Source organism: Wolbachia endosymbiont of Frankliniella intonsa (assembly GCF_029856955.1).
Lineage (GTDB): Bacteria > Pseudomonadota > Alphaproteobacteria > Rickettsiales > Anaplasmataceae > Wolbachia.
The window spans coordinates 593,838-606,659 of record NZ_CP097148.1; the positions used below are offsets into that span (position 1 = coordinate 593,838).

The 12,822-nt window shown below is 34.1% G+C and carries 11 protein-coding genes, 2 tRNA genes and 3 pseudogenes; 7 read left to right on the top strand and 9 right to left on the bottom strand.

What is annotated here, in order from left to right:
- Nucleotides 1–49: 49 nt before the first annotated feature.
- Nucleotides 50–844 carry a 16S rRNA (adenine(1518)-N(6)/adenine(1519)-N(6))-dimethyltransferase RsmA gene (gene rsmA / locus M3L71_RS03315; RefSeq protein ID WP_280143985.1) on the bottom strand — a complete coding sequence of 265 codons (795 nt, stop codon included), beginning with the start codon at nucleotides 842–844 and terminating at the stop codon, nucleotides 50–52.
- Nucleotides 845–921: 77 nt separating this feature from the next.
- Here rsmA and M3L71_RS03320 point away from each other — a divergent pair.
- The 6 genes and pseudogenes from M3L71_RS03320 to M3L71_RS03350 all read left to right on the top strand — a co-directional run.
- Nucleotides 922–994, top strand: a tRNA-Thr gene (locus M3L71_RS03320).
- Between the two features lie 24 nt (nucleotides 995–1,018).
- A complete protein-coding gene (locus M3L71_RS03325) occupies nucleotides 1,019–1,729 on the top strand; it encodes a triosephosphate isomerase (protein ID WP_265030974.1) in 711 nt (236 codons plus the stop codon).
- A gap of 150 nt (nucleotides 1,730–1,879) precedes the next feature.
- Nucleotides 1,880–3,235, top strand: coding sequence for a UDP-N-acetylmuramoyl-L-alanine--D-glutamate ligase (murD, locus tag M3L71_RS03330; RefSeq protein ID WP_280143986.1), 1,356 nt, complete (start codon nucleotides 1,880–1,882; stop codon nucleotides 3,233–3,235).
- A gap of 18 nt (nucleotides 3,236–3,253) precedes the next feature.
- On the top strand, nucleotides 3,254–3,844 hold the full coding sequence (locus tag M3L71_RS03335) for a COQ9 family protein (RefSeq protein ID WP_280143987.1): 591 nt from the start codon (nucleotides 3,254–3,256) through the stop codon (nucleotides 3,842–3,844).
- 369 nt (nucleotides 3,845–4,213) lie between these two features.
- Entirely contained in the window at nucleotides 4,214–4,633 is a 420-nt protein-coding gene (locus M3L71_RS03340; protein ID WP_264685347.1) for a helix-turn-helix domain-containing protein, read from the top strand.
- A 109-nt stretch (nucleotides 4,634–4,742) separates the two neighbouring features.
- Nucleotides 4,743–5,346 (top strand): annotated as a pseudogene (locus M3L71_RS03350) (ankyrin repeat domain-containing protein); the annotation flags it as partial.
- Here the strand turns inward: M3L71_RS03350 and M3L71_RS03355 are convergent.
- From M3L71_RS03355 to M3L71_RS03365, 3 genes and pseudogenes are all read right to left on the bottom strand, one after another.
- A complete protein-coding gene (locus tag M3L71_RS03355; protein WP_349292730.1) occupies nucleotides 5,333–5,857 on the bottom strand; it encodes an IS630 family transposase in 525 nt (174 codons plus the stop codon). The pseudogene M3L71_RS03350 and the gene M3L71_RS03355 overlap by 14 nt on opposite strands.
- Nucleotides 5,836–6,213, bottom strand: coding sequence for an IS630 transposase-related protein (locus M3L71_RS03360; RefSeq protein WP_280143348.1), 378 nt, complete (start codon nucleotides 6,211–6,213; stop codon nucleotides 5,836–5,838). The genes M3L71_RS03355 and M3L71_RS03360 overlap by 22 nt, the downstream gene beginning before the upstream one ends.
- Nucleotides 6,214–6,465: 252 nt before the next feature.
- Nucleotides 6,466–7,469: pseudogene (locus M3L71_RS03365) on the bottom strand (IS630 family transposase).
- Here M3L71_RS03365 and M3L71_RS08570 point away from each other — a divergent pair.
- A complete protein-coding gene (locus M3L71_RS08570) occupies nucleotides 7,463–7,669 on the top strand; it encodes a hypothetical protein (RefSeq protein WP_458695219.1) in 207 nt (68 codons plus the stop codon). The pseudogene M3L71_RS03365 and the gene M3L71_RS08570 overlap by 7 nt on opposite strands.
- On the opposite strand, the pseudogene M3L71_RS03370 reads toward M3L71_RS08570, so the two are convergent.
- From M3L71_RS03370 to M3L71_RS03390, 5 genes and pseudogenes are all read right to left on the bottom strand, one after another.
- Nucleotides 7,570–7,836: pseudogene (locus M3L71_RS03370) on the bottom strand (transposase); the annotation flags it as partial. The gene M3L71_RS08570 and the pseudogene M3L71_RS03370 sit on opposite strands and share 100 nt — an antisense overlap.
- Before the next feature lie 511 nt (nucleotides 7,837–8,347).
- Nucleotides 8,348–8,947: a ubiquinol-cytochrome c reductase iron-sulfur subunit gene (petA, locus tag M3L71_RS03375; RefSeq protein ID WP_280143990.1), complete on the bottom strand. Its 600-nt coding sequence runs from the start codon at nucleotides 8,945–8,947 to the stop codon at nucleotides 8,348–8,350.
- Nucleotides 8,948–9,041: 94 nt separating this feature from the next.
- A complete protein-coding gene (gene gyrA / locus M3L71_RS03380) occupies nucleotides 9,042–11,744 on the bottom strand; it encodes a DNA gyrase subunit A (protein ID WP_280143991.1) in 2,703 nt (900 codons plus the stop codon).
- Nucleotides 11,745–11,795: 51 nt separating this feature from the next.
- Nucleotides 11,796–11,868 (bottom strand) — tRNA-Val (locus M3L71_RS03385).
- A gap of 64 nt (nucleotides 11,869–11,932) precedes the next feature.
- A complete protein-coding gene (locus tag M3L71_RS03390; protein WP_280143992.1) occupies nucleotides 11,933–12,799 on the bottom strand; it encodes a tetratricopeptide repeat protein in 867 nt (288 codons plus the stop codon).
- Nucleotides 12,800–12,822 lie beyond the last annotated feature (23 nt).

Below are 12,822 nucleotides of genomic sequence, written 5' to 3' on the forward strand. Positions count from 1 at the left end.
TATTTTTAGATCAAAATAGGATAGAAGAGGGATGTAGCTCCTAATATATTTATCGCAAAATTACATTATTTGCTAGCAAACAGAACTGCTCAATAGTTAAGCTTTCTGGACGTTCGTCTCCACTCAGTTTAGCATTCTCAAGAATAGTTGAGACATCACTAGTTATACTTTGCAAGCTATTTCTCAGCATCTTTCTTCTTTGAGCGAACACAGCACGTGTTAGCTTTGTTAAGGTTTCTAAATTTACTGCAAATCTTGGAGTAGGTAAAGGTTTTACTGTAATTACTGAAGAATATACTTTTGGTCTTGGAAAAAATTCCTTAGGTTCAATATCAAATTCCTTCTTTATGTCGCATAGTAACTGGCTTAGCACTGATAGGGAACCATAATCTTTAGAATTAGGTTCTGCTGTAATACGCTCTGCTACCTCCTTTTGGAACATTAACGTCAAATTCGTAAAAAATTTTATATTATTTAACCACTTTAAAAATAACGCTACTGAGATATTGTAAGGCAAGTTAGCAATGACTTTGACTGGACATTCTACCAGCTCTTTTTCTACAACATTAAGTGCATCTGCTTCTATAATTCTATATTTTCCCTGATGCTCATTTAGCAATTGTTCGTGATGTTTCACTAAACTACTATCTTTTTCTATAGAAAGTAGAAACTTTGGATTATATGCTAATATTTCTCTTGTTAACGCACCATACCCAGGACCAATTTCAATAACATTAAAATCTTTCAGGATACCAGCTAAGGCAACTATTCTTTTTATTATCTCATTCGATAAAATAAAATTTTGCCCTAGACTCTTTTTTGGCTTCAGTAAAAATTTTCTCATATAATCTTATTATGCAGTATTTTAAAAATTAGTTGACGAAAATTCATCAATAATTGTATATTGTCAGTGTATTTAATGCCGGCTTAGCTCAATTGGTAGAGCAACTGACTTGTAATCAGTAGGTTGTCAGTTCAAGTCCGACAGCCGGCACTCTCATTCATATAAGAAAAATTGATGTCTTTTTTAATAGTAGCAAATTGGAAAATGAATGGAACACGTTCTTCATTTGTTAACTTTATAGGCAAACTTAACAACAAGAGCAACGAAATTACCTCTAAATTAGTAATTTGCCCTCCTTTTACATCATTTCAAAGCAATATAGAGTTGAACAACAATATTAAAATAGGAGGACAGAATTGCCATCATAAAGAGTTCGGTTCTTACACAGGTGAAATTAGTGCAGGAATGTTGAAGGAACTAGGATGTAGTTACGTAATACTTGGACATTCTGAAAGGGCTCATGAAAAAGATAGTGAAATAAAACTTAAATCGAAAACAGCAATAGAATCAGGATTACACCCAATCATCTGTGTAGGTGAAAACTCAGAAGATTATAAAAATAAAAAAACAAAAGAAGTAATAGAATATCAATGCAAAAATCGTTTGCCAACACAAGGTGAATATACCATAGCATACGAACCGATATGGGCAATAGGAACAGGAAATGTGCCAAATAATGACGCAATTGCTGAGGTGATAGAGATAATAAAATTGTGTACTGGTAAAAAACACATTATATATGGTGGCTCAGTCAGCTCAGAAAATATAGGAAACTTGCTCAGTATTCCAAATCTATTGGGAGTTTTAATTGGTAGTGCAAGCTTAGATTTTGATCACTTTTATCAAATTATACAACAAGTCGAGAAAAAATTTTCTCTTAATTAATTCTAAAGGATAAATACTCTTATTGTCATGGCAAGGGAGTTGGCAAAATGTGTCAAGGAGTTTTCTATTGGCTAAGGTTGTGACAATAAAGTTAAGCACTGCCAAAAACTATGGAAGAAGTCATTATAATTTGTATTATATCTTTATAAAATGGTTCGCATAAGTTATCTAGAAGTGGAACTAAACAAATACAAAAATCAAAGTGTTGCGGTTTTCGGCCTTGGTAAAACTGGTTTGTCCGTTATTAATTCTCTAACAAAAAGCAGTGCAAAAATATATTCATGGGATGATAATAAAGAGCAAATAGCAAATGCAAAAAAGATATATAAAGAGTGTAACTTTACTCATCCCAATGAGTATAATTGGCATGAGATAAGCACACTAATTTTGAGCCCTGGAGTGCCAATACCAGCGCATTGGGTAGTAAAACTTGCAAGAAGCTTTGACTGCAAAATAAAATCAGACATTGAGCTATTTCTTGAAACTAAAACTACAAGCCAGAAGGTTGTAGGCATCACTGGAACAAATGGCAAATCAACCACCACGTCACTAATAGGGCACATATTAAAATCCACAGGGAAAAAAGTAGCTATTGGCGGGAATTTAGGTGTGCCTATTTTGGATTTAGAAAGAGATGCAGAAATTTATGTAATTGAATTCTCCTCTTTTCAATTGGAGCTAATAAATAAAATGAATGTAGACATTTCTGTATTGCTCAACATCACACCAGACCACATAGATAGACATGGAAGTATGAATAACTACATAGCAACTAAATTAAAACTGATAAACAGTAGCAAGATTGCCGTGATAGGATGTGATAACAAAATTAACGCTGATGTATTCAATAAATTCACTGGGAACAAAATTCCAATCTCAGCTTCGATGTCACCCTCTTTGTCATCCCAGTGCCTAGGCACTGGGAAACTAGAGAATCATAGCTTATCAGTAAGCGACGTGAAAATAAACCTAGTATCCAATGTAGAAAATATAGTAGCTGCACACGCTGTGTGCAAGTTACTTGGAGTAGATAGCAGCACTATTGTCAATGAAATCAAATCCTTTCCAGGGCTAAGACACAGAAATGAATTTCTTGGCAAAATACATAATGTACTTTTTATCAACGATAGCAAAGCAACCAATGCAGAATCGACCGAAAAGGCAATTTTATCTTATAAAAACATATATTGGATTGTTGGCGGAAAAAGAAAAAAAGGCGGAATAGAATCATTAAGCAAGCATTTCACCAAGATTAGAAAAGCTTTTCTTATTGGAGAATCAACTGAAGTTTTTGCAAACATTATGGAGAACAAAATAGATTATATGAAGTGCTATAATCTAGAAAACGCATTTAAACTGGCTTTTGAAGAGGCCATAAATAGCAAAGAAGAAGTAGCGATATTACTTTCTCCTGCATGTTCTTCTTTTGATCAGTGGAAAAATTTTGAAGAGCGCGGTGAAGCATTTTGCAGAATGTTTGAAAATCTCAGGTATAATTATATGTGATGTTTAGTATAATATTGTATGGAACAAAAGTTAATAGTAGATGAGATGATTAAGGTTATTCCATTTGAAGGAATAAGTGATGCAACCTTATTGAAAGTGTGCACGAACCTTAACCTAGCCAATAGTTTTTGTAAATTTCAAAATGGAATATATAGTGCTTTGGAGTACATAGAAGAGGACTTAAATAGCTCAATGGAAACTGAACTTTGGAATTCCAATTTAGAAGATATGAAGGTAAGAGAGCGGGTAAAGTTAGCTGTCCAAATACGCCTTTCAAACTATGCTAAGTTACCAAATTACAGAGAGTTTTTAAAAAACGTTTTATCATTCTCTATATTACCAAAAAATGCATACTTTTCTAGTAAACTCTTGTACAGAACTGTTAGCGCGATTTGGTATGGCATTCATGATCAATCAACAGATTTTAACTACTATACAAAAAGAGCAATATTAGCTGTAGTGTACTTAAGTACGATACTTTTTTTTATCAATGATTATTCAGAAGATTTTGCAGATACCCTGTCGTTTCTTGACAAACGTATCAACAATGTCATGACATTTCAAAAGTTTAAAACCCGTTTGAATAGAATGGTAAGAAACTTCTTATAGCCTCTTTACTTATACGAGTTACTCGTATTTATACCTAAAGCTGCCTTGATTTTCATGTTAAGATAATTGAACATCCACTAACAGTGAGCTTAACAAAGAACTTGATTGAAAGCAATACATTAGAAAGTAGTTTTGCTGGAAACTTGAAGTAGACAGAATTGATACACATAAAGCTGATCCATGTACAAAAGTATCTGTTCAGATACACGAATAATGCTGTGTGATCCATAGAGGTTATTACAATAAGAATGTAAGATCAAATAGAAATTTGGATTTGCAGTAGTTTATAGACCTTATTACAATTGCAAAGGATAAATTAGTTAATCTAGGGTTAAACTACGTCTGAGTTGGATAAAACTATACAAAGAGTTGGGTCATGCAGGAAAGGTATGTCAGCATTATGGTATTTCACGTTTTACCTTACGTAAATGGTACAAACGTTATGAAGAGTTAGGTGAAAAAGGATTAGTAGATCTCAGTAGTAAGCCTAAAACTTCACCTTTGCAAAAGATCAATGAATCAGATGAGCAGCTTATTCTTCATCTAAGACAAACTAGAAAGCTAGGGGCAAGGCGTATTCAAACCGAGTTAAGACGTCTATATGATTTATCCTTGTCATTGGCTACTATACACAAAATTTTCAAAAAACATGATGTAAGTCTTCTGCATGTTAAACGTCATTATCGCAAACAGGTCAAGCGTTATAACTGTAAAGTACCTGGAGAGCGTGTGCAGATGGATGTGTGCAAAATATCTTCAGGGCTTTATTCAGGAAATTGTGGACTTTAATATATCGGATTTAGTAACTTCAATAAATTGTGATATCTCTCTTACAGATTCATTCAAACTTAATTAAGTGGGAGTATTGTTAATGCGAAAAGGGTTTAATTAAAATGGTATGGCGTGTGAGGAAGACATACATCAATCGGTAGAAAGTGGATTTGATATTAACTCAAAAGATGTAAGCGGAGTCACTCTCTTGCATAAGTTTACAAAAGAAGGCGATTTAGTTGGAGTAAAATCATTATTAGAGCAAGAAGCTGACTTTAATGTTGTGGACAATGAAAATAGAAATCCACTGCATTATGCTATTATGCATGGACACAAAAAAAATTGCTAAACTTCTTGTTAATCAACTGACAATTAATTCTAGAGATAAAAATGGATTTACTCCACTTCACCTTGCTACACTACAAGATTACACAGAATTAATGGATTTTTTAATAACAAAAGGCGCAAAAGTTAATGAAAAAGATGCTGAGGAAGGCTATACTCCTCTTCACATAGCTTCATTATACGTTTCTAAAAAGAGCGTCCAGATTTTAATTGATAGCGGAGCAAATCTTGAATGTGAAGATAATAACTTTCGTACTCCTTTATTTTTGACCATTTATCAATGTACTACACATTATGAAAGTAGAGCAGAGATTATAGAATATCTGATAAAGAAAGGTGCAAACATAGAAGCAAAAGATGCAGAAAATAATACTACGCTTTTTCTATAGTATTTTCTAAAATGAATGGATAAATTTCCATTATGGTATTACCAACCAAAAGTTGTAAGTCTGTACATTTATACATTAGAGGTCTGAGGCGGCTTTTGATGGTATGCCAACAGTGTTCTATGGGATTCAAATCTGGTGAATATGTTGGAAGATACAGCACATGAAAGCCAAAAGACTCTATTAATGATTTTGTTTTAGTGGTCTTATGAAATGTAGCATTATCCATAACTATGGTTGTGCCAAGTGGCAATTTAGGTAATAACATCTTCTCCAACAATATATTGAATACCTCTTTTTCACACCCACCTTTGAAAGTCATTGGTGCAATAAATCTCATTCCAATCCACCCGGCTACTATACTGATTCTCTCTCGAGTTCTCCCTGGAACATCTGCATAAATTTTCTTTCCTCTTGGAGCACGTCCATATTCTCGGTATAACTTATTATCAACTCCTGCTTCATCTATATATAAGATGCTGGAATGTTCTATTTTTGAGATTTTATCAATAAATTGCTGCCTATCTTCTTGATTGCGCTCTTGATATAGTGTGACTTTTTTAAAGTAATTTTTAGCTGTTTTAGTCTATACCAAATTGAATTTATTCCAAATCCAAGATTTTGTTTCATCTCTGCCAGAGTATGATCTGGATTCTTTGTAACATATTCTTCGAGTATTTTTGGGTCTATTTTTCGAATAAAGCTACCGTTTTTAGATGGCTTTAAGCTTTCACCAGCAGCTTTCTTTTTTAACCAGCGGTACAGAGTTGCTATTCCTATCTCCATGAGCTCTGCTATCTCAACCTTTGTCTTCCCTTTTTCTATCATCAATACTGCCTTTTCCCTTAAATCCACACTATATGCCATTATAACTCAAATACTTTGTTATACCTTTATCATTTGCTTTGGGAAATACTATATATGCCATTATAACTCAAATACTTTATTATACCTTTATCATTTACTTTAGGAAATACTATACTTGTATAACAAGAAAGAAAGCACTGGTCTCACATGCATCTAAACGGATACATAACCTTTCATTCACAATTCATCTTTGAATAGCCTAATTTCCTTTAGCTATAAAATACAGCAATCTGATTTTTATACCAAAATCCATTACTGACGGAACAAATAAGAAACATTACAAACTCGTTTAATAGTAGTACTGGAAATATTGACAATAAAATTACACAAAACATCTTCAAGTAAACCTATGGTATCGTAGATACTATTGCGTAAAGTATTGTATTTGATATATTGCCACAACCTTTCAACAGGATTCAGTTCCGGTGAATAAGGAGGCAAGTATATGATGGTAATGTTTTCCTGAATTTTCAAACTTTTTGATCTATGCCAACTTGCACAATCCATTACAAGAAAGGCTTCTTTCGTGCCTAAATCTTTCGACATCTGCTCCAGAAATATATTCATACAATCAGTGTTTACATATGGAGCAAGTAGGCTAATTTTCTTACCACTTCTTGGATTTACCGCACTTTAGATATAGAAATTTTGTCTACCAATTTTCATTTTAACCTGCGTTCTGACCCCTTTTAAACCATCCGTGTCCGATTTTTGAATGAGTCCCAAATCGTGATTCATCAAAAAAACACCTCCCTTTTAGGGTGGAAATTGACTATTTTATTGAAGTATCTTTTAAACTCTTCTTGCTTGTTTTTATCTTGTTTATGGTGCATTGGCCTCGGTGTTATGTAAGAAAATTTCATCCTTTGTATCTCACGGTGCACTGTTGATTTGCTGATGTTTAGGGCAAATTCCTCTGAGATTTTTATTTGTACTTCCTTAATAGTAATATTTGGATTTCTTTCTACCCATATTTCAATTTGCTCACGTTGATTTTTGTTTAATTTGCTTTTTCTTCTCCGCTGAAACGGGGCAAATAATTTTTCTACTCTACCAAATTTTAGATGCTTTATCCATTCAGTCAAAGCAGTCCTTGAAATTTTACATATTCTTGCCACAGCGCTTATACTACTTTCTTTTCCTGCTATCACCGCTTGTAACTTTTTTGAAACATATGCGTTATTTCTTACCTTTTTTAACATTTCTTTCGCTAAATTTACAACTCTTTCGTCTAATAGTTTTGACCTTAATGCCATTTATACCTCGCTATTTCACTTACTCTAGTATGACTTTTTCCCCATTATTCTCTATCTGTTCTTTCTATAGCGGGAATTGGTATAAGTTTTTTTTGATGCTTGTGAATAGCTGCAAATCTCTTCCTATTTGTTGCAGATATCCTTTTACAAACCCTACTGTTTGTCTTAAACCAATTCTAAAGAAACTGACGATTATATGAACTAAAATCACAACTTTATCACTATAAATATAGTTGCCGCCCTGCATTTTTGGACTATTTTCATACCAATTTTCTATGGCGTCATTGATATAACAAAAAATGCTTCCTCTTTCTTGGAGAAATTTGTTATATTCATGGCAGTTACTGACTCTCATTTTTTGTGGCATATTTTTTCTTCAACAGTTAAATGGCTATTTATAATGAATTTTGTCAGTAACTGCCAGTTCTTTTCACTTGAGCGATGCAACAAAGCCATCCCGATTCCAATGAAATCACTCTTTCCCTTAATTCATATTGATATGGTGACTCCATTTATTCCCTCACTTTCAGCTTTTTCTTGATTTACCATATCTCTTCCCCTCTTGTCTCTATCTTTATGTATTAAGCTATATAACTCAAAATCTTGATAAAATGCAGAAAAGTTTTTTTAATTTCAGCTCCATCCTCGAAGAGTTAGAAAATAACTTTAAGCAAGTTAGTCAGAATTTTTCTGACGCAAAGGAACAAGTTTTAAATTTAGCTGTCAACTCTGAAGATTTGGCAGGCAAGTTTCTTAATTATCACCCAAATATGTGCATAGTATAAAATTAGCTTGATAGACTTCAAGAGCTTTGCCTATGAAGTGAGTGTGCTTCTTGAAATGCAATATACTTTTATTACTTTAATTATGAAAATCAGTTAAGCCTTCTTGCCAATTACTAAAATATTTTCACTTGGAAAAAAGTAGTCAGGTATAGACATATTTTTTGGTGCAGGACCGCCAATTACTCGGCCTGATGTGTCATAATATGAACCGTGACAAGGGCAGAACCAACCGTTGCCGTCTTTTGTAGCGTGATCAACTGGTACACATCCAAGATGGGTGCATATTCCAATCATAATTAACCATTCATCTTTTCCTTTGTATACTCTTTTTTCATCTGATTCAGGATCTCTCAAATTTTCTGCATTTATGGCTCTTGCAGCCTCAATCTCTTGTTTTGTGCGCTTGCGGATAAATACTGGCTTACCTTGCCATTTTACCTTTTTTCCTTGTCCTTCTTGAATATCAGATAGATTAACCTCAACCGTAGACATCGCTAAAACCTCAGCAGAAGGATTCATAGACTTAACCAATGGCCAAAGACCGCTTGCAGCTCCTATACCTGCCATGGCACACGTAGTTAATGTGATAAAATCTCTTCTACTCTTATTTTTGGCAAAATCTTTAACAAGAGATGTTTTTTTATTCTTCTCATTCGTCAATGACTTTTTATTTTTAGTTAACTTCTTATCCATCAATCTCTACTTGAACATAGACATATATTTTAATTTAAATATTATAGATTAATCAATAGAAATTTGCACTATTTGCTCAACCTTTGCTATACAGTTAAGAAGAAACAGAGTTTTCAATTTCGGAAATACTATCTTCAGTGGAATCGGGATCCTCAATTTTCGCTACTGAGACCACCTTTTCTCTACTCTCTGTTTTAAACAGAGTGACTCCTTGAGTGCTACGTCCTGCAATTCTGATATCATTTACTGAAATACGAATTAACTTTCCTTTATCTGTAATAAGCATGATATTATCACCCTGTTCAACTGGAAAGCTAGCAACAACATTACCGTTTCTGTCGATAGTAAGGATATTTGTAATACCAACACCACCTCTATTTGTTACCCTATACTCGTACGCAGAAGTTCTTTTACCAAAGCCATTTTCAGTAATAGTTAATATGAACTCCTCATTCATTGCAAGTTTTAAGAACAGTTTGTTATCTATTCCTAAATCATTCAAAGTCTTTTCCAATTTAGAATCAATGGAGTTATTAATTGCAGTCCCCAGTCTTTTTGCAAGTGGAACTTTTAAGTAAAGTTCTTTTGTTTCTGTTGCTACACCTATCCCATTTAATATGGTCATAGATATCACGCTGTCATTCTTTGCAAGTTTGATACCTCTTACGCCATCTGAATTGCGACTTTTAAATTGACGCACATCACTTACAACAAATCTGATACTTTTGCCGAATCTTGTTGAAAGAAAAACATGATCAATTTCATTGCATACTTTAACTGATATTAACTTATCTCCTTCATCGAGCTTGATTGCTATTTTTCCATTGCTTGGAATATAGTGAAAATCTGCTAAAGAGTTGCGCCTTATGTTCCCATGAGCAGTAGCAAAAACTATGTTTTGATTTTCGTCATTTTCACTTGGTAATGGCATTATATTAGTTATAGTTTCACCATCGCTAAGCGGGAATATATTAACAAGTGCTCTTCCACGTGCAGTTGGCTCTGCAATAGGTAACTTATAAACTTTTAATCTATAAACTCTGCCAATATTAGAAAAGAATAAAAGGCTAGTGTGGGTATTCCCAACAAATAATTTTGTGGTTACATCCTCTTCTTTTAATCCTTGTCCTAGCTTTCCTTTTCCACCACGACGCTGAGTTCTATAATGAGAAAGCTTCACACGCTTGATATAACCATTCATAGTTACGGTTATCACCATATCCTCTTGTGGAATTAGATCTTCAGCTTCAATGTCCGTATCTGATTCCTCTATTGAAGTTTTTCGCGGCACAGCAAATCTGTTCTTTATTTCTTGTAGATTGTTTTTTATTTCTTTCATCAACTTCTCTCCTGAGCCAAGAAAAGCGATATATTCTTTTATCAGGTTGATCATTGAACTTAGCTCAGCTTCTAATTTGTCTTTTTCAAGGCCTGTTAAACGTTGCAATTTCATGTCAAGAATAGCTTTCGTTTGCAGCTCAGTTAATCTATACACTCCGTCTTTCAAAAAGCTTGTGCTGTCTGAGATTAATCCAATAATTGTGTTTATCTCAGCTGAAGTTTTCCATTCTTTATTTAAAAGTTCTCTACTTGCTTCCGCAGGATCTTTTGCACCACGGATGATTTTTATCACTTCATCTATGCTCAAGACCGCAATGTAGAGCCCTATATATATATGAGCTTTTTCCCTAGTTTTTCTTAGACGAAACTCTGTTCTCCTGATTAATACTTCTTTTCTAAAATCAATAAAAGCAGCTATAATTTCTTTCAACGACATCAAAGCAGGCCTGTTGTTGTTGAGGACTAAAGTGTTAACACTAAAACTACTTATTAGTGGAGTTAGTCCCAATATTTGATTAAGTATAAAACTTGCTTCAGCATTTCTTCTGAGGTCAATTACTACCCTAATACCAGACTTATCAGATTCATCCCTAATTTCTGTTATGCCATCAATTCTTTTTTCTTTTACAAGCTCACCTATCTTCTCAATTAATTTTACTTTATTTACCTGGTAAGGTATTTCATCAATCACTATTGCTTGCCTATCTTGTGACAGCTCTTCCATGTGAGTCTTGCCTTGCACAACAATTGATCCACGACCCGTTGCAAATGCTGATCTTATTCCAGAACTTCCAAGAATCGTTCCCCCAGTTGGGAAATCCGGTCCTGGCATCACTTCAAGTAACTCATCCAAAGTAACTTCAGGATTATCTATATATAACATACAAGCATCTATTATTTCTCCAAGGTTGTGAGAAGGAATATTGGTTGCCATACCAACTGCAACACCGCTTGCACCATTTACCAATAGATTCGGAAATTCTGCAGGCAGTACAACAGGCTCTGTTTCATTTCCATCATAGTTTGGCCTAAAATCAACTGTATCTTCGTCAATATCATTTAGTAAAAAATGCGACACTCTGTGGAGCCTTGCTTCTGTATATCGCATTGAAGCTGGCGGATCTCCATCTATCGAACCAAAGTTACCTTGCCCATCAATAAGTGGTAAAAGAAGAGAAAAATCTTGAGCCATCCTGACCAAGGAGTCATAGATAGCCATGTCACCATGTGGGTGATATTTTCCCATTACATCCCCGACTATACGAGCTGCTTTTTTATACGGTTTACCGGCATCGAACCCAGCCCTCGACATCGCGTATAATATGCGCCTATGAACAGGTTTAAATCCATCTCGCACATCAGGTATAGCTCGACTTATGATCACACTCATTGCGTAGGAGAGATAAGAATCCTCTAGCTCTTTCACTATTGAAACTGGTACTATGTTGTCTTGCATTTTCTATACTTTGATTGAAATAATTGTAATATTAATATTCAACTAGGCTAATGGGCAATGACAGACTTGAACTGCCGACCTCCTCGGTGTAAACGAGATGCTCTACCAGCTGAGCTAATTGCCCCTCTAGATATAATTCTATAGTTCAATGTTGTTGTTGTAAACAAAAATAGCGATACAAGCAACTCTTATGGAATCGCTGAGTGCGCACTATGGAGTTGTATAAATTTTAGCCTTGCTGCTACCTTGTATAAAGGTATTCTTTCACTTGCATTTTTTGACATGTTCAACAACTTTGAATAACATGCTGTGGCATTTTTAAAATCTGAGAGCTTATCTAGAATAACAGCTAAATTATAGGTATAAAAAATATTGTTTTGATCTAAAGAAATTGCTGCTTTCATATATTCTTTAGCTTTTACGTAATCCCCTTTTTTCATATAGATCAAACCTAAATTTGCTGATAAAGGGGCGCTATTTCTGAGTGTATCATACAATTTCAACATTTCACTCAATGCTAAATTAGGATCATATTGTGAGATTATCGTCAGAAAATTCTTTAATACATAAGGGTTGCTAGGATATTCTTTTAACAGTCTTGTGTAAATCTCTACAGCTTTTTTAAATTCTTTGTTAGCGTAATAGATGTTCCCTAGTCCAATTAAAGCACTTTCATGATAAGGAAATTTTGCGATAATCTGATTGAGGAGAGAAGTAGCTGTTTCACTATCTCCTAACTCAAAGGAATCTTTTGCTTTTTTTAAAATAGAGTATATGTCAAAATTCTTGCCAGAATTCTGCGAAATTTTCATATTAAATTTGTCACTTTTTCTCTCGATAACATCAAGATCTTTATATTTTTTATCAGCTTTTATATGCTTGACAACACTATCAAAGACCTTCTGTATCTCCAAATTTTCACTAGCATAGGTAACAGAAGACCTCCATAAAATCACAACGCAAATTAACATGCAGACAAACATAGATCCTAGTGTTGTGGAATTGGCTGCAGGGCGTAACCAGTAAATCTTATTTCTTTGAACTATACGCAACACATTACAAATTCATAAATGCTAAA